Below are 24,856 nucleotides of genomic sequence, written 5' to 3'. Positions count from 1 at the left end.
CCTCCAAGGGGACCCGCGGCGTTCGCTCTGCCTCACGCCCGAGCGGACCAGCCGACGTCGATCCGCTTGCCGTACTTATCGAAGTAGTGCAGCGCGTCCATGTGCACGGCCACCGTGATCGGCTGCCCGGCCGAGACCGGGATGTGCGGAGGCAGCCGGAAGACCAGGTCCGCGGGCTTGCGGATCGGCCCGGTGTCGGCCTCGTGCTGCTCGACCGGCGCCTGCCCGAACCCCGAGAACAGCCCGCCGAGGCGCCGGCGCGGCTTCGAACCGCTGCGCGCCAGGTCCGGCTTGTCGCCGATCCCGTCCGGCACGACCGCCGTGGCGCCGATGTCGAGGAACACCAGCGTCTCGTGGCCGTGATGCTCGTAGAAGCGCACACGGCCCGAGATCGACTGCCCCGGGTGGCCCTCTGCCACCGGCGCGAGCGCCTCGGCCCGCATCCCGACCACGATGTTCTCCCCGTGGTAGCGGGCCACGGCCCGGCCGCGCAGGTCGTGCCACGGCAGCCGCAGCTCCTGCTCGCCGAAGTCAAGGGCCACATAGCGATCGAGGTACACGTTGACGCGCGCCTCGAGGAGGTTCATGCGCGGCGTGCCGAGGAACGCGGCCACGTACATCGTCGCCGGGCGCTCGTACACCTCGTCCGGGGTGCCCACGTCCTGCAGGATCCCCTTGCGCATCACCGCGACCCGGTCCGCCATCGTCAGCGCCTCGGTCTGGTCGTGCGTCACGTACAGGGTCGTCGCGTCGTGGCGGCGCACCAGCGAGGAGATCTCGGTGCGCAGCTCGGCGCGCAGGCCCACGTCGAGGTTCGACAGCGGCTCGTCCATGAGGAACAGCTTGGGGCGGCGCACGAGCGCGCGGCCCATGGCGACGCGCTGCTGCTGGCCGCCCGAGAGCTGGTTCGGCTTGCGGTCCTTGAGGTCTGAGATGCCGAGCGCGCTGGCCATGTCGCCGACGGCCTCGGGCACGGACTGGGCGCCGTTCTGCTTGCCGAGCTTGAGCGGGAAGCCGATGTTGTCCGCGACGGACATGTGCGGGTAGAGCGCGAAGGTCTGGAAGATCATGGCCGCGTTGCGGTCTCGCGGCGGCAGGTCGTTCGCGTACTCGCCGTCGAGGAGGATCTCGCCGTCCGAGGGGGTCTCGAGGCCGGCGACCATGCGGAGCACAGTGGACTTGCCGCATCCGGACGGACCGAGGAGGACGAGGAATTCGCCGTGGTTGACCTCCATGCTCAAGGAGTCCACGGCCAGGGTATCGCCGGGGAACACCTTCGAGACGTTCTTCAGCGTGACAGCAGTCACCGTTGACTCCAGGGGTTGCTCAAGGGGATGGATTGCTGGGTGATGAGGCGGTCGTGCGGGCGTGTCGGCGGAGAAGCATGACGCGCAGGCCTCTTCCCGGTTAAGGATTGACGCTTCGTAGCTTAAGCCTTCCTTATTCGATGCGTAACGGCGGTCACCCCTTACCGACAGGTAGTGAACTCGGGTTCACGCCAGGTGCCACCTGCGGTTTCAGTGGTAGAAGCGGTCGCCCATGCGGGTCCAAGGTCGGCATTTCGGTCGCTAGTAACCGCTTTCCGGCCAATGCGCTCTCCGTCCCGAACGGCCTCCGAGCGCCGTCCGGGGCCGGGCCCGGCCCGCGCACTACGATCGAGGCGTGACGCCACTCGTGACACTCAACGACGTCCGCGCCGCGGCGAAAGAACTCGCCGGGGTCGTGCGACGCACCCCTCTCGAACCCTCGCGCGACCCCGTCCTGGAGGGGGTCTACCTCAAGTGCGAGAACCTGCAGCGCGCCGGGTCCTTCAAGATCCGCGGCGCGTACATGCGGGTCTCCCACCTCACCGAGGCCGAACGCGCCCTCGGCGTCGTCGCGGCCTCCGCGGGCAACCACGCCCAGGGCGTCGCCCTCGCCGCCTCCACCCTCGGCATCCGCTCCACGGTGTTCATGCCCGAGTCCGCGCCGCTCCCGAAAGTGGCCGCCACCAAGGGATACGGCGCTCAAGTCATCCTCGGCGGACTCACTGTGGACGACGCCCTCGAATCGGCCCACCGGTTCGCCGCCGAGACCGGCGCGACGCTCATCCACCCCTTCGACCACCGCGACATCGTCGCCGGCCAGGGCACCATCGCCCTCGAGATCCTCGAGCAGCTCCCCGAGACCGGCACCATCGTCACCTCCGTGGGCGGCGGCGGGCTCATCGCCGGCATCGCGGCCGCCGCCAAGCAGCTCAAGCCAGGCATCCGCATCATCGGCGTGCAGGCCGAAGGCGCCGCGGCCTACCCGCAGTCGCTCGCCGCCGGGCGGCCCGTGCGCCTCGACAAGATGCACACCATCGCGGACGGCATCAAGGTCGGCCGCCCCGGCGACGTCCCCTTCGCGCACGTCGCCGCCCTCGTCGATGAGATCGTCACCGTCACCGAGGAGGACATCAGCCGCGCGCTCCTATCCCTCCTCGAACGCAACAAGCTCGTCGTCGAACCCGCCGGCGCCACCGCCTACGCCGCGCTCCTCAACTACTCGGTCGACTACGACACCCCCACCGTCGCCGTCATCTCCGGCGGCAACATCGACCCGCTGCTCCTCATGCGGCTCATCGAACACGGCCTCGGCGCCTCCGGCCGCTTCATGCGCGCCAACCTCCGCTGCCCTGACCGGCCCGGGGCCCTCGCCTCGATCCTCCAGCTCGTAGGCGCCTACGGCGGCAACATCGTCGACGTCTACCACCAGCGCAGCGACCCGCGCCTGTCCGTCGGCGAAGTCGCCGTGGACCTCTCGATCGAGACGCGCGGTTCCGAACACGCGACCGAAATCGTTGCGGCCCTGCGCGACGCGGGGTATTTCGTGTCGGTGGAGGGACCTAGCATCTGAGTCATGAACAAACCGCTTGAAGAACTGATGGAGCCCGGCTGGGCCAAGGCCCTCGCCCCCGTGGCCGACGACGTCGCCAAGATGGGCGAATTCCTCCGCGCCGAGGTCGCCGCCGGACGCACCTACCTGCCCGCCGCCGAGCACATCCTCCGCGCCTTCCAGCAGCCGTTCGACGACGTCAAGGTCATCATCGTCGGCCAGGACCCCTACCCCACCCCCGGCCACGCCATCGGCCTCTCCTTCGCCGTCGCCCCCGACGTGCGCCCCCTCCCCAAGAGCCTGGTCAACATCTTCAACGAGTACCGCGACGACCTCGGCTTCCCGCTCCCCGCCAACGGCGACCTCACCCCTTGGGCCGAGCAGGGCGTCCTGCTGCTCAACCGCTCCCTCAGCGTCGCCCCCGGCACGCCCGCCTCGCACCGCGGCAAGGGCTGGGAATCCGTCACCGAGCAGGCGATCCGCGCCCTCGCCGAGCGCGGCGGTGCCTCCGTCGCGATCCTCTGGGGCAACGACGCGCGCAAGCTCAAGGACCTCCTGGGTGCCGTGCCGGCCATCGAATCGGCACACCCGTCGCCGCTGAGCGCCCGCCGCGGCTTCTTCGGCTCCAAGCCGTTCAGCCGCGCCAACGCGCTCCTGGTCGAGCAGGGCGGTGAGCCGGTCGACTGGCGCCTTCCTGCGCTGCAGGAGGCCTAGGCCGACGGGCTACGGTTGAAGCGTGATCGAGATCCTGGCGCAGCAAGAGTTCGGGCCGGAGCGCGACCAGGCGATGGCCGGGCCGCTCGGGCTGTTCGTGACCGTGTTCCTCGTCGTCGTGACGATCTTCCTCATCCGGGGGATGAACAAGCACGTCCGGCGGTTGAACGAGCGGGTCGCGCGCGAAGCCGCCGAGGCGGAGGCCGCTGCGGCGACCGACGCCGGGCGAGACGACCCCGCCCACGCTTAAGGCCGACCATGCCGCGCAAGAACCGCCGCCAGAGCGAGGCCCGGCGGCCGACCTCGGGCGCCCAGGACCCGAGCCTCATCGACGGCCCGGACGGACCCGTCCGGGTCCGCCGCATACCCGGCTCCGGAGCGGAGAAGACCTACCGGTGCCCCGGGTGCGACCTAGAGATCCAACCGGGCACCCCGCACGTGGTCGCCTGGGCCGACGACGGCGACGGCGACGACCGCCGCCACTGGCACACCGGCTGCTGGAACGCCAGAAGCCGCAGGCAGCCGGGCCGCTGGCGCTGAGCGACAACCGAACGCACGACGAGGGGCGGAGCCGCACGGCTCCGCCCCTCATCGCTGCCCCTTGTCGCTGCCTTTTGTCGCCGCCCCTCGCCCGTGCCCCGCTCGAGGCTTCACGCTCGATCGGGTGACATGGCGCCCGCGGAAGCCGGTTCTTGTCGTACCCGCGCGCGACGCTGGGCCATAAGGTCCCCGGGTGGGTGGGGGTTAGGGATGGAACCCCCAGGTACCGCCGCGACAGAACTGCCGCGATCGGACCCCGACCGCCCGCGCTTGCAAGGTGCGCCACAGGCGGTGGTGCCGGTCCCGCTTCAGCGGGGATAATTCCGGCGTGGCTGTCATCAGATCCGCGAGCATGCTCCCCGCCAAACGCGAGGCGCTCACGCTCGAAACCGCCGACGGGCTCGAACTCGTCGGCGAACTCGCCCTGCCCGCCGACCGCGAGCCCGAGGCGACCGTCATCTGCGTCCACCCGCTGCCCACCCACGGCGGCATGATGGACTCGCACATCTTCCGCAAGGCCGCCTGGCGGCTGCCCGCGCTGGCGAACATGGCGGTGCTGCGGTTCAACACGCGCGGCACCGAGTCCCAGCAGGGCACGAGCCAGGGCGCGTTCGACAACGGCGTGGGCGAGCGCTTCGACATCGCCGCCGCCGTCGAGTACGCGGAGTTCGCCGAGCTCCCGCGGGTGTGGCTGGTCGGCTGGTCCTTCGGGACCGACCTGACCCTCAAGTACGGCCTCGAGCCGGGAGTCGAAGGGGCCGTGCTCCTCTCGCCGCCGCTGCGGTACTCCAAAGAGGACGATCTGGCGCGGTGGGCCGAGGACGGCCGCCCGCTGCTGGCGCTCATCCCCGAGCAGGACGACTACCTCCAGTACCCGGAGGCCAAGCAGCGCTTCGCGGCCGTGCCGCAGGCCGAGATCGTGGAGATCGCCAACGGCAGCCACCTGTGGGTCGGCAAGGCCGAAGAGGCCTTGGACCGCATCGTGGGCCGCATCCTCCCCGAGCACGCTCCGCTGCCGACCACTTGGGACGGACCGATGGAGCGCGGCGACACCTCCGCGTACGCCAACAAGACCGTAGCGGCGTTCGGCGGATTCCTGCCGAAGGCAGGCGGAGAGCACAGTCTGCCGAAGGCAGGCGAAGAGCACGGCCTGCCCAAGCCCGAACGCGACTGAACCCGCGCGATCGCGTCCGGCCCTTCGCGTGCTCGTCGGCGCCTTAAGCGCAGTCGAGGAAGTCGGCGATCGCGGCCGGCATGGTCGCGTCGGCGCAGTCGGTGACGGCGACCAGGTTCTCGCCTTCGATCCGCCACACCTTGCGTTCGGTGGCGCCTTCGCCGTCCCCTCCGGAGCCTCCCGGATAGTCCACGGTGGCGGCCACGTAGTCGCCTTCCTCGGCGCACCAGCTGTCGACGATCCGGCCGTCCTCGAGCTGCTCGTCGATGCGTCCGCCCAGGACGCTCGGGTCGGAGCAGACCGTGCCGGTGCTCTCGGGGTTGGTGGCCGCGTAGGTCGCGAGCGCGGCGCCGCCGAGGAGCGCCCCGGTGAGCGCGACCCCGGCGGTGGCCGTGGCGATGGACCGCAGGCGCGGGCGCAGGCCGGGGCGTTCGCGCCTGGGCCGGTACGGGGTCAGCTCGGTCGAGACCGCGACGGTGACGGGGCGCAGACCGCGGCGGGGGAGGAGCCCGTTGGCGACCGTGTCGGGGCGGGGGCCGTGGGCCTTGGGGCCGGAGAGCTGGAGCCTGGTGAGCTGTTCGCGGAAGACGTCGGCCGTGGGGCGGCGGCGCGGGTCGGGGCTGAGGGCCGCGCCGATCATGTCGGTGAGCTCGGCGTCCACGCCGGGGATGTGCGGGACGGGGGCGGCGCGCAGCAGCGGGTCGGCGGCCTCTTCGCGGGCGTGCCGGACCCAGGGGAGACGGCCGCCGAGGGCGGCGTAGAGGGCCGTGGCGAGGGCGTAGACGTCCCCGGAGGGGCTCGCGGCCACCTCGCCCGCGACGGCGGCGTCCAGATGCTCAGGGGCGGTGTAGGGGGTGGGAGGGAGTGGCGCCGCGAGGACGGGGGCGGTGACGTCGTACGCGGTGAGCTGCAGGTGGTGGCCGGTCCCGACGAGGATGTGGGACGGCTGGATCGCGCCGTGGATGAGCCCGGCGCGGTGGTAGACGGCGACGGCGTCGCTCAGTGCGACGCCGAGGGCGCGGACCTGCCCGGGCGGCATGGGGCCCTGCTCGGCGAGGAGGTCGGCGAGGCTGCGGCGGGCGGTGCCCACGGCCAGGTAGGGGCGGCCGTTCTCGGTGAGCCCGACGGCGGTGCAGGGGGACAGATGGGGGTGGGCGGGGAGGCCGGTGAGTTTCGCGGCCCATTCGAAGAACACTTCGCGCCGGGAGCCGTCCACCCGCTCATGGGCGACGGTGACGCAGAGCAGGTCGGTGGGGCCTGTCGCGACGGTGCCGCTGAATACGCTGCACACCGCGTCCCGGTGCAGTAAACGGTGCACGGCGGCGGGTCCGATGGTCTGGGTGGTCGACATCCTCACCTCCTCCGGGGGGTCGGCCGATCGGTGTAGTGGTTTGGCACTAAATGTGAGGCTATCCCATACGATCAGTCGAGTGGTAGTCGGCCGTAAGGATGTGGCACGATCGGGTGAAGGAATCGATACGCACAGTCATTTTCATTGAGGTGTCAAGGGTTCGATGTGCCGCGAGGGAGCCGAGTGTCGGAATTCGTCGAGGTTGGAAAGCAACGATTCGGACACGAGACGCATCCGCTGTTGACGGTTGTGGAAAAACGTTGAACTATCGATTCCGTCTTGACCCCAGGGCGACGTAGGTCATGCGCCGAAACCGCCCGGTACGAAGGAGTACTAATGAACGTCAATCGACGTCACCTGTTGACCGGCACCATCGGCGCGGCAGCAGTCGCCATGGCCGCCTCCGCCTGCGCCTCTGAAGACGGCGGCGGGGACGGTTCGGGAGGCAAGAAGGTCGGCATCGCGATGCCCACCAAGACCTCCGAGCGCTGGATCCTGGACGGCAACAACCTGAAGACCTCGTTCGAGGACGCGGGCTACGAAGTGAGCCTCCAGTACTCGAACGACGTGGCCGCGGACCAGGTCAGCGCCATCGAGACCATGGTCGGCCAGAACGTCAACGTCCTGGTCATCGCCGCGATCGACAACAAGTCCCTGAGCGGCGTACTGGCCCAGGCCAAGGGCCAGGACATCACGGTCATCGCCTACGACCGCCTCATCCTGGACACGCCGGACGTCGACTACTACGCGTCGTTCGACAACACCAAGGTCGGTACCCTGCAGGGCACCTACATCGCCGAGGCACTGGCCCTCGACACCGCGCCCGGCCCGTTCAACATCGAGCTGTTCGCTGGCGCGTTGACCGATAACAACACCAAGTACTTCTTCGACGGCGCCTGGGCCGTGCTCGAGCCCTACGTCTCCGCGGGCAAGCTCGTCGTGAAGTCCGGCCAGACCTCGCTCGAGCAGATCGCCACCGAGAACTGGGACGGCGCCGTCGCCCAGGAGCGCATGGACAACATCCTGTCCAACTTCTACAACGACGGCTCCAAGGTCGACGTCGTGCTCGCGCCCTACGACGGCATCAGCCGCGGCATCATCGCCTCGCTCCAGGGCAACGGCTACACCGAGATGCCCGTGATCACCGGCCAGGACGCCGAGGTCGAGTCCGTCAAGTACATCATCGACGGCCTCCAGTCCATGACGGTCTACAAGGACACGCGCGAGCTCGCCGCGACCACGGTCGACATGGTCGTCGCGGTCCTCGACGGCAAGGACCCGGAAGTCAACGACACCGAGACCTACGACAACGGCAACAAGGTCGTCCCGGCCTACCTGCTCGAGCCGGTCAGCGTCGACAAGACCAACTACCAGGAGATCCTCGTCGACTCCGGGTACATCGACGCCAAGGAACTCGGCTAGTCGACCGCCGCAAGACCCTTCTCTCAGGGACGCCCTGCCCGCCATGGGCGTCCCTGAACCTCTCCCCAGAGCTGTCCAAACTTTTCAAATAGGACGAAGCAATGTCTGAAGACATCCTCCGAATGCGGGGGATCACCAAGCGGTTCCCGGGCGTGCTCGCACTGTCCGGGGTCGACTTGGGGGTCAAGCGGGCGACGGTCCACGCACTCGTCGGCGAGAACGGCGCCGGCAAGTCGACGCTGATGAAGATCCTGTCTGGCGTGTACGCCTACGGGGACTTCGACGGCGAGATCGAGTTCGACGGCAAGCCCGCCCAGTTCAAGAACATCCGCGACTCCGAGGCCACCGGCGTCGTCATCATCCACCAGGAGCTCGCGCTCGTCGGTGAGCTCTCGATCGCCGAGAACATCTTCCTCGGCAACGAGCGCAAGACCGGCGGCGTCATCTCGTGGGACCGCACCAACACCGAGGCCGCCCGCCTCATGCAGAAGGTCGGCCTCAACGACAACCCGGCCACCTTGGTCGAGAAGATCGGCGTCGGCAAGCAGCAGCTGGTCGAGATCGCGAAGGCCCTGTCCAAGGACGTCAAACTCCTGATCCTGGACGAGCCGACCGCCGCGCTCAACGACTCCGACTCCGAGAACCTCCTGGAGCTGCTCCGCCAGCTCCGCGAGGAAGGCGTCACCAGCATCATCATCTCCCACAAGCTGGGCGAGGTGCTGTCCGTCGCCGACCGGATCACCGTGCTACGCGACGGCAAGTCGATCGAGACGCTCGACACCGAGCACGACGCCGTCACCGAGGACCGGCTCATCAAGGCCATGGTCGGCCGCGACCTCGAGCACCTGTACCCGCCGCACGAGCCCAAGATCGGCAAGGTCTTCTTCGAGGTCAACGACTGGACGGTCTACCACCCGGAGCAGCGCGACCGCGTCATCGTCAACAACGCGAGCCTCAACATCGCCCGCGGCGAGATCGTCGGCCTGGCCGGCCTCATGGGCGCCGGGCGCACCGAGTTCGCGATGAGCGTCTTCGGCCGGAGCTGGGGCTCGAACATCTCGGGCAAGGCCACGATGGACGGCAAGCCGCTCAGCCTGCGCAGCGTCCCCGAGGCCATCGACTCGGGCCTGGCCTACGCCACCGAGGACCGCAAGCACTACGGCCTGCACCTCGACTACGACCTGCGGGAGAACTTCACCCTGCCGGGTCTGGACAAGCTCTCGAAGCGGGGCGTGGTCGACCAGGACAAGGTCAACTCGGTCTCGGAGCGCCTGCGCACCGAGTTCGGCGTCAAGGCGCCGTCGGTGTACTCGCTCGCCGGGAACCTCTCCGGCGGCAACCAGCAGAAGGTCGTGCTCGGCAAGTGGGTCTTCACGGAGCCTGAGCTGCTCATCCTCGACGAGCCGACGCGAGGCATCGACGTCGGCGCCAAGTACGAGATCTACGAGCTGATCCACAAGCTGGTCGACCAGGGCAAGGGGGTCCTCATGATCTCCTCCGAACTGCCCGAGCTGCTCGGCATGTGCGACCGCATCTACGCCATGAGCGCCGGCCACATCACCGGTCAGGTCGACCGGGCCAACGCGACACAGGAAGAGCTGATGCGTCTCATGACCCTTGAGACGGCCAGCGGGGGAGAAGAGCAACGCCAATGACCACCGTCCCGACCAAGACCCGGCCGAGCCTGATCTCGGCAGTGCGCAACATCAACCTGCGCGCCTACGGCATGATCATCGCCCTGGTGCTGATCATGATCCTGTTCCAGGTGCTCAACGTGGTGCTTCAGGACGAGAACTTCATCACTCCCCTGAACATCACGAACGTGATCCTGCAGAACTCGTACATCCTGATCCTCGCGATCGGCATGATGCTGGTGATCGTCAACGGGCACATCGACCTCTCGGTCGGCTCGGTGCTCGCGTTCTGCGGCGCCATGTCCGCGATCGCGCTCTCCGACTGGGGCTGGCCCTGGTACCTCTCGGTGCTCTTCGCCGTGGGCCTGGGCGCCGCGATCGGCGTCTGGCAGGCGTTCTGGATCGCCTACGTGCGCATCCCGGCGTTCATCGTGACCCTCGCCGGCATGCTCATCTTCCGCGGCCTGACCCTCAAGGTCCTGGACGCGGAGACCAAGGGCACCACCGGCACCTTCAACGAGCTCGCCTCCGGCTACCAGTTCATGGGCGTCGACCTGCGGGTCCCGACCCTCGTCGTGGGCGTCGTGGGCGCGGCCCTGTTCGTGTTCTTCGCGGCGCGCAGCCGCGGCCGCCAGCTGAAGGCCGGCATCGCCGCGTCCTCGCAGACGGCGTGGCTGGTCAAGACCGTGGCGATCGCCGCCGTCATGCTGGCCGCCGCTTACACGTTCTACTCGTACAAGGGCCTGCCGATCATCGGCTGGATCCTGCTGGGCCTGGTCCTGCTGTTCACGTTCATCGCGAACCGCACCGTGTTCGGCCGCCACGTCTACGCGGGCGGCGGGAACGAGAAGGCCGCGATGCTCTCGGGCGTCAAGACCAAGCAGACCACGTTCTGGGTGTTCGTGATCATGGGCGCGCTGGCGGGCCTCGCCGGCGTCATCGTGACCGCCCGCCTGCACGCGGCGACGCCGGGCGCGGGCAACGCGTTCGAGCTCGACGCCATCGCCGCCTCGTTCATCGGTGGCGCCTCGGTCACCGGCGGCGTCGGCACCATCATCGGTGCGGTCATCGGTGGTCTCGTGATGGGCGTCCTGCGCCAGGGCATGCAGGTCCTGGGCATCGCGACCGACACGGTCCAGATCATCCTGGGTCTGGTCGTGCTCGCCGCGGTCCTGTTCGACGTGTGGAACAAGAAGCGCGCCACAGGCGGCGGCCTGATGCCGCCGATCGTCGGCACCACGCCGGGCGGCTCGGGCGGGGCGAAGGCCAAGGCCAAGGAGGGCATCGACAAGGAGTCCACCACGGCCGGCACGCTCAGCGCGACGGAGGACGGCAAGCCGATCTCGTAATCGGACGAAGTGGACGGAGGGCCCGCGGTGCGACAGCGCCGCGGGCCTTTCGGCGTCCAGCCGTCCACGAACCCCCACCCTCCCGAGAGGGGAAGAAGCAGTCTGCGCCGATCCTCCCGCCCGGGTCCGACAAGAACGGGGCCCGGAGGTCCTCGCGTCACCCGAAAGTGTCAGGGCGCCGCCGGCCGTCGACTGCGGACACACTGAGGGCCCGGTGCGATCCGCACCGGGCCCTCACGTCGTTCTCGCGCTTAGGAGAAAGAGACCTTCTCGGCCGCTTCGCTCGTCTGCTTGCCGCCGCCCTGGGGGCGCTTGCGGCCGTTGGTCGGCTTGTTGACGGCCGCGTCCTGAGCGGCCGACTCCTTCGCGGGCTGCTCGGCGGCGGCATCGGCGGCGGCACCGGCGGGCTGCTCGGCGGCCTGTTCGTCGGTGCGGCCCGCGCGGGCCTCTTCGATGAGCTTCTTCGCCTGCGCCCGGGCCGTGGCGAGGATCGCCTCGGAGTCGCGCCGCGCGGTCTGCTTGGCGGTCTTCGAGAGCTCCTCGGCGCGGCGCTTCGCGTTCTCGGCCTTCTTCTCGGCCTCCGAGACGTACTGGTCGCGTTCGGACTTGACCTGCTCGGCCTCCAGGCTCGCCTGATCCAGGAGCTGGGCGGCCGCGGCCTTCGCCTCGGCGAGCAGGCGCTCGCGCTCGGCCTCGATCTCGGCCAGCTCGGCGCGGGCCCGTTCGACCTGGGCCTCGGCCTCGACCTTGGCGGTGTCGGCGTTCTCGCGCAGCCTCGCGGCCTCCGCGGCGGCTTCGGCGGTGACGCGCTCGGCCTCCGCGGCCGCTTCCTCGCGCAGGCGCTTGGTCTCGGCGGCGGTCTCCTCGTTCAGCTTGCGCGCCGCGACCTCGGCAGCTTCGCGCTCCTTGCGGGACGCGTCGGCGGCCTCTTCGCGGAGGCGCTGGGTCTCGCGCTCGGTCTCCTCGGCGAGGCGCAGGGCGCTCGCCTCGGCGGCCTCTCGCTCGAGGCGGGCGGCCTCTTCGGCGTCGGCCGCGAGCTTCGCGACCTTCTCCTCGGTCTCGGCGGTGAGGCGCTGCGCCTCGGCCTCGGCCTCCTCGAGACGCCGCTGGGCGTCGAGGCGGAGCCGCTTGGCCTCGTCGGCGGCCTCGGTGCGCGTGAGGGTCGCGTTGTCGGCGGCCTCGGCGCGCACCCGCGTGGCCTCGTTCTCGGCGTCGGTGCGCACGGTCTGCGCGAAGGTCTCGGTCTCCTGCTTGAACTTCTCGAGATTCTCGACGGCCTCGGTGCGCAGGTCCCGCAGTTCGGCCTCGTGCTCGGCGCGCTTGCGCTCGGCCTCGGCCTCGGCTTCGGCGGAGATCCGGTCGGCCTTCTCGCGGGCCTCGGTGATGGCCTGTTCGGACGCGAGGGCGGCGTCGTCCTTGAGCTGCTGGGCCTCGGCGCGGAGGCGCTCGACGTGAGCGACCAGTTGCCGGGTCTGCTCGTCAGCGGCGGCGCGCTTGTTCTCGGCGTCCTGCTCGGCCTCCGCGATGAGGGCGGCGGCGCGCTCCTTCGCCTGGTCCACCATGGCCTGCGCCTCGCGGGCGCGCTTGTTGATCTCGGCGTCGATGATCGCGCGCCGGTCGGCCTCGGCCTTCTCGGCGGCGGCGCGCCGGGCCTTCAACGTGGTCTCGAAGTCCTTGCGGGCCTGCTCGATCTGCGCCTCGGCCTCGCGGAGGCGGTTCTCGGCGTGGTGGTGCAGGTGCTGGGTCTGCGCGTGGGCGTTGGCCTTGATCTCCTCGGCCTGCTCCTCCGCGAGGGTCAGCATGTGCTCGATGCGAACGCCCAGATGCCGGTAGGAGGCCTTGTCGCCGGCGGCGCTGCGCCGCCGCAGCTCCTGGATCTGCGCCTGCAACTGCTGGATCTGGATCACCAGCCGGTCGATCTGCGCGACCGCCTCGGCCCGTTCCCCCGCCAGCGTGTCCATCTGGAGCTGCATCTGCTGCAGGAACCGTTTGACCTGTCCCTTGTCGTAGCCGCGCAAGGCGGTCTCGAACTCGTACTCGACGGGTCCACCCTCGTTGAATCCGGTCAGCAGTTCCGAGTCGTCCAGTCTGTCTTCACGCGCCATACCCTCATCCTCACGTAAGCCGCGTCCCGCCACTACCGGCAAGGGACCGGATGTGACGGGACGCGGCCGAGCTGTGGTTCCTCCACCGTCGACCTACGCCTACGATCATTCTTCACTGTCGCAGACTTCGACGGTAACGCGGATTCGCCAGGTTTACTTGTCGTCCTGTTTTTCTACTTGTCGTCGCCCTGCTGCCCAAGGGCACCGCCGAGGGCGCCGCTGACCAGACCGCTCAGGTTCCGCAGGGTCTCCTGCACCTGGTCCCGCTTCGCGGTGAGCTCGGCCACCTTGGTCTCGGCGTCGGTCGTGACGCGTTCGGCGTCCGACTTGGCGTCCGCGAGGAGCCGCTCGGCCTCGGCCTTGGCGTCGGAGACGAGCTTCTGGGCGTCCTTCTTGGCCTTGCTGGTGGTCTCCTGCGCGTAGTTGTCGGCCTCGGAGCGCTTCTCCTCGCCGCGGGTCTCCGCGGCCTTGGCGCGCTCTTCGGCGTCGCGGGCGCGGTTCTCGGCGTCGGACACGAGCTTCTGGGTCTCGGCGACCGCGCGGGTGTGGCGGTCGGACTCCTCGCGCTCGGCCTTCTCCTTGCGCTCGGCCAGTTCGAGGTCGAGGGCCTGGAGGTCCTTGTCGCGCTTCTCCTTCGCCTCGGCGAAGAGCTTCGCGGCCTCGGCGCGCTTCTCCTCCGCCTCGCGGGCGGCCTTGGCGCGGAGCTGGGTGATCTCGCGGTCCGCCGTGGCACGGAGGGTCGCGACCTCGCGCTCGACGGAGGCCTTGAGCTCGGCGACTTCGTGGCCGGTGGCGGTGCGCAGCTGCTTGGTCTCGCGCTCGGCGTCGGCGCGGAGGGTCTCGCATTCGCGGCGGGCGTTGGTCCGCAGCTCGGCGACCTCGCGCTCGACCTGCGTGCGCAGGGTGTTGGCCTCGCGCTCGGCGTTCTGCTTCAGGGAGCCGGCCTCGCCGCGGGCGGCGTCGGTGATCTCGCGGGACTCGAGGCGGGCGGCCGAGAGGATGCCCTCGGTCTCGCGCTTCGCCTCGGCGCGGTGCTCGTTGGCCTGCTCTTCAGCCAGCCGCAGGATCTGCTCGACCCGGGTGCCGAGCCCGGAGAGCGTCGGGCGGGTGTTCTCCTCGAGCTGCTTCTGCTGCTCGGCGAGACGCTGCTCGAGACCCTGGATCCGCTGCTCGGCCTGGCGCAGACGACGCTGGGCGTCCGTCATCCGCTGCTCGGCCTCGGTGCGCTGCGACTCGGTCTGCTTCAGCTTGCCGAGGTTCTTCTGGATGAACTCATCCACCTGGTGCCGGTCGTAACCCCGCAGCTGGACGGGGAATTCCGGCACCGATTGGTCGTTGTCGAAAAAGGTACTGCTGGAGGGCTGCTGCGACATGGACCAATACTTGCAGACGCGAGTGGGAATGTCGACAGCAAGGTCAGGGGTTTGTGGGGGGCGAACCACCCGCAACACTAGCCGCAAAACGGTCGAAATCCTTGAAAGGACACGGAACTCGTGTGCGGTGAAGTTTCGATGTCCTCCAGGTGTCACCCGAACGGCGTCATGTATCCGACAGTCACGGTGGCCGAACCGTCGCTCTCCGATATCCGAACTGCAAGGGCCCTATGCGGGTTCGACCAGTTCGATCAGGACGCCCCCGGCGTCCTTGGGGTGCACGAAGTTGATCCTGGAGCCCGCAGTGCCTTGGCGTGCTTCGTCATACAGCAGTCGGCACCCCCTTGCCCGCAGTGCCGCGGCCGCCGCCTCGACGTCCGCGACGGTGAACGCGAGCTGCTGCAGCCCCGGACCCTTCGTCCCGATGAACTTCGCGATCGGCGAGTCCTCCCCGAGCGGAGCGAGCAGCTGCACCTGCGTGCCGCCCTCGGGCCACGCGACCATCGCCTCGACGACCCCCTGCGCCTCGTTCACCTCGCGGTGCACCTCCGCGCCGCCGAGCGCCCCCGCGTACCAATCCAGGGCCGCATCCAGGTCCGGGACCGCGATCCCGACGTGATCGATGCGCCGCAAGCCGATTCCCTCAGTGAACGTCATACGATCGAGGGTATCGACCAACGGAGGTCTCCATGAACGACGACAACACCGTCATCCTCGCCAGTGCCCGGACACCCATCGGACGCTTCAACGGCGCGCTCGCCGACATCCCGGCCACCGACCTGGCCGGGACCGCCATCAGAGCCGCCCTCGAACGGGCCGGCGTGGCCCCTGAGCAGGTGGACCAGGTCATCCTCGGGCAGGTCCTGCCCGCCGGGTCCGGCCAGAACCCTGCTCGACAGGCCGCCGTCGCGGCCGGGCTGCCCATGAGCATCCCGTCCCTGTCGGTCAACAAGGTCTGCCTCTCGGGCCTCACCGCCGTGGGCCTGGCCGACCAGCTCCTGCGCGGCGGCGCCGCCGAGGTGATCGTGGCCGGGGGCATGGAGTCCATGAGCCGCGCCCCGCACCTGCTGCCCGGTTCGCGCCGCGGCTTCAAGTACGGCGAGGCCGTCCTCATCGACCACCTCGCCTACGACGGCCTCACCGACGCCTACGACGGCATCTCGATGGGCGAGTCCACCGAGCGCCACCTGAAGAGCCGCCCGATCACCCGCGAGGACCAGGACACGTTCGCCGCCTACTCGCACCAGCGGGCCGCCAAGGCCGCCGAGCGGCTCGCCGAGGAGATCACCTCCGTCGAGACCCGCAAGGGCCTCGTGGACGCCGACGAGGGCGTCCGCCCCGACTCGACCGCCGCGGGCCTGGCCCGGCTGCGCCCGGCGTTCACCGAGAACGGCACCATCACGGCCGCGACGGCCTCGCAGATCTCCGACGGCGCCGCCGCGCTCGTGCTCGCCAAGAAGTCCACCGCGATCGCCAACGGCTGGGCCTGGACCGCCGAGATCCTGTCGTACGCCACCGTCGCGGGGCCGGACAACTCGCTGCTCGACCAGCCCGCCAACGCCATCGCCAAGGCCCTCGCCATGGCCGGGGTCAAGGCCGCCGACCTCGACGTGGTCGAGATGAACGAGGCCTTCGCCGCGGTCGTCCTGGCCTCGGCCGAGACCCTCGGCGTGGACCTCGAGAAGGTCAACCCGGACGGCGGCGCGATCGCCCTCGGGCACCCGATCGGCGCCTCCGGGGCGCGCCTCGCCCTGACCCTCGCCCGCCAGCTCGGCCCCGGCCAGTACGGCGCGGCCGGGCTCTGCGGCGGTGGCGGCCAGGGCGACGCGATCGTCCTCAAGGGAGCTTGATGAAGGTCCCCGACCTGGTGGCGGCGGCCCGCGCGGGAGACCGCCGGGCCACCGCCCGTCTCATCTCGATGCTGGAGAACGGCACCGCCGAGGCCCCCGAGGTCGCGCGCCTCGTGAAAGGCGGTGACGCGACGATCGTCGGCGTCACCGGCTCGCCGGGCGTCGGCAAGTCCACCCTCGTCTCCGCGCTCATCGGCGCCTGGCGCGAGGCCGGCCTGCGCGTGGGCGTCCTCGCCGTCGACCCCTCCAGCCCCTTCACCGGCGGCGCGATCCTCGGGGACCGCGTCCGCATGGCCGACCACGCCCTCGACCCCGGCGTCTACATCCGCTCCGTGGCCACCCGCGGCCACCTCGGCGGGCTCGCCGCCACCACCGGCGCGGCCGTGCGCCTGCTCGAAGGCCTCGGCTTCGACGTCGTCATCGTCGAGACCGTCGGCGTCGGCCAGGCCGAGGTCGAGATCGCGGCCCTCGCGGACACGACGCTCCTGCTGCTCGCCCCCGGCATGGGCGACGGCATCCAGGCCGTCAAGGCCGGGGTCGTGGAGATCGCGGACGTCTACGTCGTCAACAAGGCCGACCGGCCCGGCGCCGAAGGCACCGTGCGCGACCTGCGCGCCCTCATGAGCCTCGTCCGCCGCGAACCCGGCGAGTGGCGCCAGCCGATCTGCTCCACCGTCGCCTCCGAGGCGAAGGGCATCGACGACCTCGTGGCCGCCATCGGCAAGCATCGCGACTGGCTCGCGGGCGGCGACCACCTCGCCGTCAAGCGCCGCCGCCGCGCCGCGGCCGAGATCCGCGCCCGCGTCGACGCCGAGCTGCGCCGCCGCTACGCCGTCCCCGAGGCGCTGGCCGAACAGGTCGCGAACGGCGAGACGGACGTGGCCTCGGCGGTCGGAAGGGTTCTGGGCGACACCGCGTAAACCGCTTCGCATCCCTGCCTGCGCGCTCCTTACACTTGACTGGTGACAGACGCAGCGAAGAAGACACCGGACCTGGAAACCCATCTCCCGAAGACGTACGCGCCGGTAGACGTAGAGGCGCGACGCTACGCGAAGTGGGTAGCCGACGGTCGCTTCAAGGCTGCCGACGACTCGGACCGCGAGCCCTACGCCGTCGTGATCCCGCCGCCGAACGTGACCGGCCAGCTCCACCTCGGCCACGCGCTCAACCACACCCTCATCGACTGGATGGTGCGCCGCGAGCGCATGCGCGGCAAGGAGGCCCTGTTCCTGCCGGGCACCGACCACGCGGGCATCTCGACCCAGAACGTCGTGGAGCGCCAGCTCGCCGACAAGGAGGGGCTGTCCCGCCACGACCTGGGCCGCGAGGCGTTCGTGGCGAAGGCGTGGGAGTGGAAGGACACCTACCACGAGCGCATCTCCTCGCAGATGAAGAAGATCGGCGACGGCGTCGACTGGGACCGCGAGCGGTTCACGCTCGACGAGGGCCTCTCGAACGCCGTGCAGACGATGTTCAAGAAGATGTACGACGACGGCATGATCTACCGCGCCGAGCGCATCATCAACTGGTGCCCGCGCTGCATGACCGCGCTCTCCGACGCCGAAGTGGAGCACCAGGACGACGCGGGCGAGCTCGTGTCCATGCGCTACGGCGACGGCGAGGAGTCGATCGTGGTCGCCACGACCCGCCTCGAGACGATGCTCGGCGACACCGCCGTGGCCGTCCACCCCGACGACGAGCGCTACCGGCACCTGCTCGGCACCACTGTGGAGGTGCCGTTCACGGGCCGCCGCATCCCGATCGTGGCGGACGCGCACGTCGACCCCGAGTTCGGGACCGGCGCGGTGAAGGTGACCCCGGCGCACGACCCGAACGACTTCGCGATCGGCCAGCGCCACGACCTCGAGTCGATCCTCATCATGGACGAGCGCGGCGTGATCACCGCGCACGGCCCGTTCCAGGGGCTCGACCGGTTCGAGGCCCGCTCGGCGATCGCCTCCGCGCTGCGCGCCGAGGGCCGGATCGTGGCCGAGAAGCGCCCGTACGTGCACGCCGTCGGCCACTGCGAGCGCTGCGACACCACGGTGGAGCCGCGGCTGTCGCTGCAGTGGTTCGTGAAGGTCGAGCGCCTCGCGAAGCTCGCGGGGGACGCGGTGCGCAGCGGCGAGACGAAGATCTACCCGCCGGAGATGGAGAAGCGCTACTTCTCGTGGGTGGACAACCTGCTCGACTGGTGCATCTCGCGCCAGCTCTGGTGGGGCCACCGCATCCCGATCTGGTACGGCCCCAACGGGGAAGAGGTGTGCGTGGGCCCGGGCGAGACCGCCCCGGAGGGCTACACGCAGGACCCGGACGTGCTCGACACCTGGTTCTCCTCCGGGCTGTGGCCGTTCTCGACGTTCGGCTGGCCCGAGGAGACCCCGGCGCTGGACAAGTTCTATCCGACGGCCGCGCTCATCACCGGCTGGGACATCATCTTCTTCTGGGTGGTCCGGATGATGATGTTCGGGACCTACGCGATGGGCAAGGCGCCGTTCGCGGAAGTGGTCCTGCACGGCCTGCTCCGGGACAAGAACGGCGTCAAGATGTCGAAGTCCCTGGGCAACGGCATCGACCCGCTCGAGGTGGTCGACAACTACGGGGCGGACGCGCTGCGGTTCATGCTCGCGCGCGAGGCCAACCCGGGCGCGGACGGCATCGCCTCGCTCGAGCTGGCCGAGGTCGCCCGCAACTTCTGCAACAAGCTGTGGAACGGCACCCGGTTCGCGCTCATGAGCGGCGCGACCGTGGAGGGCGAGCTGCCCGCCGACCTGTCGCTCATCGACCGGTGGGTGCTCTCGCGCCTCTCCGGGACCGTCGCGACGGTGGACGCGCACTTGGAGCAGTACGAGTTCGCGAAGGCGATGGACGTGCTGTACCACTTCGCGTGGGACGACGTGTTCGACGTGTACCTGGAGCTGACGAAGCCGGTGCTCGCCGCCGGCGGGCAGCCCGCCGAGGACACCCGCCGCGTGCTCGGCCACGTCTTCGACCAGCTGCTGCGCCTGCTGCACCCGGTGATCCCGTTCGTCACGGAAGAGCTGTGGCTGACCCTCACCGGCACTGAAGAGCAGGGCGACTCGCTCACCGTGGCCGCCTGGCCGACCCCGTCCGGAGTGGACGAGGAGGCCGAACGGCTCGTGGCCGCCATGCAGCACGTCGTGGTCGAGGTGCGCCGCTTCCGCTCGGACCAGGGCGTGAAGCCCAGCCAGCGGGTGGCCGCGCGCATCACCGGCCTCGACGCGGCCGGCCTGGCCGACCAGGAGTGGCTGATCCGCTCGTTCGTGAAGCTCGACGCCGAACCCGAGGGGTTCGCGCCGACCGCCGAACTGGCGGTCTCGGACCACGTCAGGGTCGCGCTCGACACGTCCGGGACGATCGACGTCGCCGCCGAACGGGCCCGCCTCGAAAAGGCCCTCAAGGCCGCCGAGAAGGAGCTCTCCGGCACGATCGGGAAGCTCGGCAACGAGGCGTTCCTGGCGAAGGCGCCCGACGCCGTGGTCGAGAAGATCAAGGCGCGCAAGGCGACCGCCGAGGCGGACATCGCCCGCATCACCTCGCAGCTCGGACGACTGGCGTAACACGGAGGCGGCCGCCTGCACCGGCGGCCGCCGTCCTTCACTCTGCCAATTGATGGCTCGCAAGCATCGCCAAGAGGGGACAACAAAGTTGAACGCCGAACTGGCGCAAGTCGAAGCGCTCCTCGAAGCCCGCGGGTTCTCCCGCTGGGACTTCACGCTGGACCGCATCAAGCAGCTGCTCGACATGATGGGCGACCCGCAGCGGTCCTTCCGCTCGATCCACATCACGGGCACCAACGGCAAGACCTCGACCTCGCGCATGATCGAGCGGCTGCTGCGCGGGCACGGCCTGCGCACCGGCATGTTCACCTCGCCGCACCTCAACAGCGTCAACGAGCGCATCAACATCGACGGCGAGCCGATCGCGCCGGACAAGCTGGCCGCCCAGTACTACGAGATCGCGCCGCTCGCCGAACTCGTCGACCGCGACGCCTCCGAACCGCTCACCTACTTCGAGATGACCGTCGCGCTCGCCATGGGCGCGTTCGCGGACACCCCGATCGACGTGGGCGTCATCGAAGTGGGCCTCGGCGGTGAGACCGACTCGACGAACATCCTGAACGCCGAGGTCGCGGTCATCACCCCCATCGGCATCGACCACACGAAGTGGCTCGGCGAGACCCTCGCCGAGATCGCGACCATGAAGGCCGGGATCGTCCACGAGGGCTCGACGCTCGTCACCGCGACGCAGCAGCGCTCCGCGATGGAGCCGCTCCTGCGCCGCGCCAACGCCGTCGGCGCGAAGCTCGTGCCCGAGGGCCGCGGCTTCGAGGTCACGGCCCGCGAAGTGGCCGTCGGCGGGCAGCTCATCACGATCGAGACCCGCGCCGCCCGCTACCAGGACCTGTTCCTGCCGCTCCACGGCGAATACCAGGCGCACAACGCCGCGCTCGCGCTGGCGGCCGTCGAGGTCCTGCTCGGGGCCGGCGAGCCGAAGGCGCTCGACGCCGAGGTCGTGGGCCAGGCCTTCGCGGAGTTCTCCTCGCCCGGCCGCCTCGAGGTGGTGCGGACGGCGCCGACGGTGATCCTCGACGCCGCGCACAACCCGGCGGGCATGGAGGCCATGACGAAGGCCGTCGAGGAGGAGTTCAACTTCCGCAAGCTCGTCGGCGTCGTGGGCATGCTGGCGGACAAGGAGACCGACCACATGCTCGAACTCCTCGAGCCGCTGCTCGACGAGATCGTGATCACGAAGTCCTCTTCGGACCGGGCGATGCCCGCGGCGACGCTCGCGAAGATCGCCAAGGAGATCTTCGGCGAAGAGCGCGTCACCGTGCTGCCGCACCTCCACGACGCCGTCGCGCGCGGCATCGAGCTCGCGGAGGAGGCCGACGACATCTACGAATCAGGCGGCGGCGTCCTCATCACCGGCTCGGTGTTCACCGTCGCGGACGCCCGCAAGCTCCTGGTGGGCCGCCGTGGCTGACGGCGAAGGGCATGAGCACCCCGAGCACGGCGAAGAGGCCGAAGCGCCCTGGACCGAACCCGAGACCGCGCTTCATGACGACGCCCGCTCGGGTCTGCGCGACCCGAACCGGGCCGCTCGCAGCCTCGCCGCGCTGGCGTTGAGCTTCGAAGCGCTCGCGCTGCTGCTCGCGATCGTCCCGATGCGGATGATCCTGGACGACGCGAAGCCCGCGATCATCGCCGTCCTGGTCCTCACGGTCGTCTGCATCGTGCTGGCGGGCATGACGAAGCGCCCGTGGGTGTGGCCCGCCGGCGCGGTCGTGCAGGTCGCGCTCATCGCGTGCTGGCCGATCCATTGGTCGCTCGGCGTGGCCGGGATCGTGTTCGGACTCGTGTGGGCCTACTGCTGGTACGTCAAAGTCGCGCTGGGGAAGCCGCCGAAACGATGACGCTCGAACTCGAGACCGATCGGCTCCTGCTGCGCCCCTTGACGACCGACGACGCCGAAGCGCTCGCCGCGATCAACGCGGACCCGGAAGTCATGCGGTACATCGGGAACGGCGCGCCGCGCACCCTGGCGGACACCGAGGCGCTGACAGCCAAAGTGGAAGCCCACTGGGACGCGCACGGCTGGGGCGCCTTCGCGGTGCGCGAGCAGGACACCGGCGACCTCGTCGGTCTCGGGATCCTCGCGACGCCGGCGTTTCTGCCGGAGATCCTGCCCGCGACCGAGGTCGGGTGGCGGATCGGCCGCGACCGGTGGGGCCGCGGCTACGCGCCCGAGGCCGCGCGGGCCGTGATCGGCTTCGCGTTCGGCGAGCTCGGGCTCGACCGGGTCGTCTCGTGCATCCACTCCGAGAACGCCGCCTCGATCCGCGTGGCCGAGAAGCTGGGCATGACCCTGGAGCGCACCACGGTGGTGCCGGGCTTCGAGGTGCCTTGCAGCGTCTACGAACGCAAGGCCGTCTAGCAGCTCGAACCGCCGCCGTCCCCGCCGCCGCTGAACCCGCCGCCGGAGTCGCCGCTGTAGCTCGGGCCGCAGTCGTTCGAGCCTGACCCGCCGCTCGAGGCGTTGTCCGGGATGCTCCAGGTCGTACCGGAGTGCTGGTAGGACGCGTCGCCGCGGTACCCGCCCGCGCGCCGCTTCGGGCCGCCGCGGGCGGCGATGCCGAGAATGACGGCGAGCGCCAGGAAGACGATGAAGAACAGGACACCGGTGGTCATCGGGACTCCTCGGGGGTGCGGGGGCGTCTTCCCACAGTACCGGGATCGGGCCACCCGCTGGGGATAGGTTCGCCGCACGCCTCGCGATCTGCTTGGGCCGCAAGGCGTTCGGCTCTGAGGCGGCGGTGGTCGCGGACGCCCGTGAGGACGGCCGCGGCGCCGACCGCGCCGATGAGCACTCCTGCCAGCATCAGTGCGACCATCTCGACTCCTCGTGTCTGAAGGGTACCGGTACGCCCGGTTTGCCGACCCTACTCATAGGACGCCCGCGGGCCCCGTCGAAGACGCCTTGGATCTGTCGGGTAGCCGACAAACCACGTTCTGCGAGGCTGTTTGCGTCACAAGGGCGTGCGATAGTGGACCTGTCCGATTCGGCCCTGTGAGCGCTCGGCGGTGACCCCCTGTGAAGATGCAGCCTCGGCAACAGCTCCTGGACATCTGGCGGGCCCAGGTGGCCTACAGCTGGCGTGCGGCCGAGGACGGCGGCAAACGCAAGGGCTGGCACTGGGGCGGCCGCAACCAGTCCGACGCCGTGGGCGACGCCCAGCAGCTGCTCTGCCTGCTGTACCCAGCGCAGGAGCTCCCCGAGCTCAACTACGCCGACCCTGACGCCACGAGCGACGCCGTCCTCGAGGCGTTCTCGGGGCTCGGCGACGCCGTCGAGATCCCCATCCGGATCATGCGCCTCGTCAAGGACTACATGGAGAAGCACGTGGACGACGACGGCGTCCCCGTCTACTCCGGCGGCTCCAACATGCACCGCAAGGACCGCACCCAGAAGGCCCAGCCCGAGCAGCGCGCCATCGACGTCACCGAGGGGTTCGCGCTCTCGATCCCGCTGTGCCTCGCGTCCCTCACCTTCCTCGCGGACTTCCAGCCCACGGTCGACCGCATGGGCCGCGCCGACCTCAGCCGCGAGGTCGACCAGGTGCAGGTGGCCATCCACCGCCGCCTCCTCGGCGCGATCACCGGCCTGCTGCGCTCCTTCGCGGTGTCCACGTTCGACGCCGACGACGACTTCGGCCGCCAGCTCATCGCCCTCATCAACGTGGACGGCCAGGCCGACCGCAAGATCGTGCGCCGCTTCCGCGAGGCCGCGGACGACATCATCGCCACCCTGCGCACCATCACCGTCGGCTCCGGCGGCACCGCGGGCGTCGAGGCCCCCACGAAGCTCTTCGAGATCGGCTGGTCCTGGTCCGTCGTCGAGAAGGCCCCGGACATCCCGGACGTCTCCGACACCTCGACGCAGCGCCTCGGCCGCGCCGAGGACGCCCCGTACCTCTACTTCACCGTGGTCGCCCTCGAAGCGATCCAGACCCTGTTCTCTCCCAGGGTGATGCGCCGCAACCTCCTCACCGAGGAGGAGCAGCGCCTCGCCCAGTCCCTGCAGCTCCGCATGGACGTCACCCGCCGCTACTGGGCCATGGTCGCGTCCTTCGGCGGCGGCTCGAAGTGGCCGCTCGAGGACGTCCCCTGGCGCACCACCGACGGCCTCGAGTACGACTACTACTCGCTCCTCGTCTGCGCGGTCGCCACCGACACCTTCGGCGCCTCCCGCGGCGGCGACGACGACCTCATCCGCCTCGGGGACGTCCTCGTCGAACTCGCCAACCGCGGCCGCATCACCCGCCGCGCCCTCGCCGGGGACCGCGCCATCGAGACGCACTTCCCCGGCGTGAAGGCCGAACTCGCCGGCATCGAGAAGCCCGACGGCCCCGCCATGGTCTGGAACATGGTCGACTTCGCGCCCCTGCTGCTCAAGCGCCTCTACCACGCCGCGAGCCTCCTCGTCACCATCGAGTCCCGCGCCGAGCTCCTCGAGGTCGCCGACCTCGTCTGGGAGCACCTGGCGCGCAGGCGCATCCGCGAAGGCAGCGCCGCGCGCCTGTGGGACCAGCCGAAGCAGGTCTACGGCGAACTCGTCAACTGGTTCGAGGACCCCTCCTGGCACTTCACGATCCGCGTCGTCGAGGCCATGGTCCTCGCCGCCCAGTTCGCGACCTCCGAACCCGCCCGCTCCCGCAGCCTGGAGGACCTCGCGCACGAACTCCTCGTCGAGGCCGAGCACGTCTACGACCAGGAGCTGCTGCGCGGCTCCGGCCACGCCGGACCGGCGCTCGCGCAGGAGATCCGCTCCGTCGGCCTGACGATCCGCCACGCCAAGGAGGTCGTCGACGAGCGCCCCGGCACCGCGTTCGCCCTGGGCGTCAAGGCCCTCATCGACCTCGACCGGCTCATCGCGGCCGGGCGCGACGCCGAGACCGGAGTGTGAC

At 70.0% G+C, this 24,856-nt stretch carries 22 protein-coding genes; 15 read left to right on the top strand and 7 right to left on the bottom strand.

Annotated features, from left to right (window positions below):
* Positions 1-32 precede the first annotated feature (32 nt).
* Entirely contained in the window at positions 33-1,307 is a 1,275-nt protein-coding gene (locus O2L01_RS05715; RefSeq protein WP_270120930.1) for an ABC transporter ATP-binding protein, read from the bottom strand.
* A gap of 355 nt (positions 1,308-1,662) precedes the next feature.
* On the opposite strand from O2L01_RS05715, the gene ilvA reads away from it, so the two are divergent.
* The 5 genes from ilvA (at position 1,663) to O2L01_RS05690 (ending at position 5,284) form a co-directional block, all read left to right on the top strand.
* Entirely contained in the window at positions 1,663-2,877 is a 1,215-nt protein-coding gene (ilvA, locus tag O2L01_RS05710; protein WP_270120929.1) for a threonine ammonia-lyase, read from the top strand.
* Between the two features lie 3 nt (positions 2,878-2,880).
* Positions 2,881-3,570: a uracil-DNA glycosylase gene (locus O2L01_RS05705; protein WP_270120928.1), complete on the top strand. Its 690-nt coding sequence runs from the start codon at positions 2,881-2,883 to the stop codon at positions 3,568-3,570.
* 22 nt (positions 3,571-3,592) lie between these two features.
* Complete coding sequence (locus O2L01_RS05700) at positions 3,593-3,820, top strand: hypothetical protein (RefSeq protein ID WP_270120927.1); 228 nt, start codon at positions 3,593-3,595, stop codon at positions 3,818-3,820.
* Between the two features lie 8 nt (positions 3,821-3,828).
* A complete protein-coding gene (locus O2L01_RS05695) occupies positions 3,829-4,110 on the top strand; it encodes a hypothetical protein (protein WP_270120926.1) in 282 nt (93 codons plus the stop codon).
* A gap of 352 nt (positions 4,111-4,462) precedes the next feature.
* A complete protein-coding gene (locus tag O2L01_RS05690) occupies positions 4,463-5,284 on the top strand; it encodes an alpha/beta hydrolase (protein WP_344469399.1) in 822 nt (273 codons plus the stop codon).
* A gap of 43 nt (positions 5,285-5,327) precedes the next feature.
* On the opposite strand, the gene O2L01_RS05685 is transcribed toward O2L01_RS05690, so the two are convergent.
* The gene (locus O2L01_RS05685) at positions 5,328-6,635 is read right to left on the bottom strand and encodes a protein kinase domain-containing protein (protein WP_270120924.1); all 1,308 of its coding nucleotides are present in this window, start codon (positions 6,633-6,635) and stop codon (positions 5,328-5,330) included.
* A 336-nt stretch (positions 6,636-6,971) separates the two neighbouring features.
* On the opposite strand from O2L01_RS05685, the gene chvE reads away from it, so the two are divergent.
* The 3 genes from chvE to mmsB all read left to right on the top strand — a co-directional run bounded on the left by chvE (position 6,972) and on the right by mmsB (position 11,040).
* On the top strand, positions 6,972-8,057 hold the full coding sequence (gene chvE, locus O2L01_RS05680; RefSeq protein ID WP_270120923.1) for a multiple monosaccharide ABC transporter substrate-binding protein: 1,086 nt from the start codon (positions 6,972-6,974) through the stop codon (positions 8,055-8,057).
* 101 nt (positions 8,058-8,158) lie between these two features.
* On the top strand, positions 8,159-9,712 hold the full coding sequence (gene mmsA, locus O2L01_RS05675; protein WP_270120922.1) for a multiple monosaccharide ABC transporter ATP-binding protein: 1,554 nt from the start codon (positions 8,159-8,161) through the stop codon (positions 9,710-9,712).
* Positions 9,709-11,040, top strand: coding sequence for a multiple monosaccharide ABC transporter permease (gene mmsB, locus O2L01_RS05670; protein ID WP_270120920.1), 1,332 nt, complete (start codon positions 9,709-9,711; stop codon positions 11,038-11,040). The genes mmsA and mmsB overlap by 4 nt, the downstream gene beginning before the upstream one ends.
* 251 nt (positions 11,041-11,291) lie before the next feature.
* Here mmsB and O2L01_RS05665 read toward each other — a convergent pair whose 3' ends face one another.
* The 3 genes from O2L01_RS05665 to mce form a co-directional block, all read right to left on the bottom strand.
* Positions 11,292-13,145: a DivIVA domain-containing protein gene (locus O2L01_RS05665; RefSeq protein WP_270120919.1), complete on the bottom strand. Its 1,854-nt coding sequence runs from the start codon at positions 13,143-13,145 to the stop codon at positions 11,292-11,294.
* A gap of 173 nt (positions 13,146-13,318) precedes the next feature.
* On the bottom strand, positions 13,319-14,518 hold the full coding sequence (locus tag O2L01_RS05660) for a cell division protein DivIVA (RefSeq protein WP_270120918.1): 1,200 nt from the start codon (positions 14,516-14,518) through the stop codon (positions 13,319-13,321).
* A 228-nt stretch (positions 14,519-14,746) separates the two neighbouring features.
* Positions 14,747-15,175: a methylmalonyl-CoA epimerase gene (gene mce / locus O2L01_RS05655; protein WP_270120917.1), complete on the bottom strand. Its 429-nt coding sequence runs from the start codon at positions 15,173-15,175 to the stop codon at positions 14,747-14,749.
* A 32-nt stretch (positions 15,176-15,207) separates the two neighbouring features.
* Here mce and O2L01_RS05650 point away from each other — a divergent pair, with 32 nt between their 5' ends.
* The 6 genes from O2L01_RS05650 to O2L01_RS05625 are packed head-to-tail and all read left to right on the top strand — an operon-like array spanning position 15,208 to position 22,326.
* Positions 15,208-16,368, top strand: coding sequence for an acetyl-CoA C-acyltransferase (locus tag O2L01_RS05650; protein ID WP_270120915.1), 1,161 nt, complete (start codon positions 15,208-15,210; stop codon positions 16,366-16,368).
* Positions 16,368-17,288, top strand: coding sequence for a methylmalonyl Co-A mutase-associated GTPase MeaB (gene meaB / locus O2L01_RS05645; protein WP_270120914.1), 921 nt, complete (start codon positions 16,368-16,370; stop codon positions 17,286-17,288). The genes O2L01_RS05650 and meaB overlap by 1 nt, the downstream gene beginning before the upstream one ends.
* A 39-nt stretch (positions 17,289-17,327) precedes the next feature.
* Positions 17,328-19,949 carry a valine--tRNA ligase gene (locus tag O2L01_RS05640; protein ID WP_344469395.1) on the top strand — a complete coding sequence of 874 codons (2,622 nt, stop codon included), beginning with the start codon at positions 17,328-17,330 and terminating at the stop codon, positions 19,947-19,949.
* Between the two features lie 52 nt (positions 19,950-20,001).
* Complete coding sequence (locus O2L01_RS05635) at positions 20,002-21,375, top strand: bifunctional folylpolyglutamate synthase/dihydrofolate synthase (protein ID WP_344469383.1); 1,374 nt, start codon at positions 20,002-20,004, stop codon at positions 21,373-21,375.
* Positions 21,368-21,805 carry a DUF4233 domain-containing protein gene (locus O2L01_RS05630; protein ID WP_270120911.1) on the top strand — a complete coding sequence of 146 codons (438 nt, stop codon included), beginning with the start codon at positions 21,368-21,370 and terminating at the stop codon, positions 21,803-21,805. Before O2L01_RS05635 ends, O2L01_RS05630 begins: the two co-directional genes overlap by 8 nt.
* Positions 21,802-22,326 carry a GNAT family N-acetyltransferase gene (locus O2L01_RS05625; RefSeq protein WP_270120910.1) on the top strand — a complete coding sequence of 175 codons (525 nt, stop codon included), beginning with the start codon at positions 21,802-21,804 and terminating at the stop codon, positions 22,324-22,326. Before O2L01_RS05630 ends, O2L01_RS05625 begins: the two co-directional genes overlap by 4 nt.
* Here O2L01_RS05625 and O2L01_RS05620 read toward each other — a convergent pair.
* Together O2L01_RS05620 and O2L01_RS05615 are read right to left on the bottom strand one after the other, a co-directional pair.
* Positions 22,323-22,580, bottom strand: coding sequence for a hypothetical protein (locus O2L01_RS05620; RefSeq protein ID WP_270120909.1), 258 nt, complete (start codon positions 22,578-22,580; stop codon positions 22,323-22,325). The genes O2L01_RS05625 and O2L01_RS05620 overlap by 4 nt on opposite strands.
* Positions 22,577-22,783 (bottom strand): hypothetical protein, encoded by a 207-nt coding sequence (locus O2L01_RS05615; RefSeq protein WP_270120908.1) that lies wholly within the window; start codon positions 22,781-22,783, stop codon positions 22,577-22,579. The genes O2L01_RS05620 and O2L01_RS05615 overlap by 4 nt, the downstream gene beginning before the upstream one ends.
* A gap of 206 nt (positions 22,784-22,989) precedes the next feature.
* Between O2L01_RS05615 and O2L01_RS05610 the strand changes: the two genes are divergently transcribed.
* Positions 22,990-24,855, top strand: a complete 1,866-nt coding sequence (locus O2L01_RS05610) for an SCO2524 family protein (protein WP_270120907.1) — start codon at positions 22,990-22,992, stop codon at positions 24,853-24,855.
* The last annotated feature ends 1 nt before the right edge of the window (position 24,856 follow it).

Source organism: Glycomyces lechevalierae (assembly GCF_027622945.1).
GTDB lineage: Bacteria > Actinomycetota > Actinomycetes > Mycobacteriales > Micromonosporaceae > Glycomyces > Glycomyces rutgersensis.
Note: the sequence above shows the minus strand (reverse complement) of the source record. Positions and strands in the feature narration are given on the sequence as shown.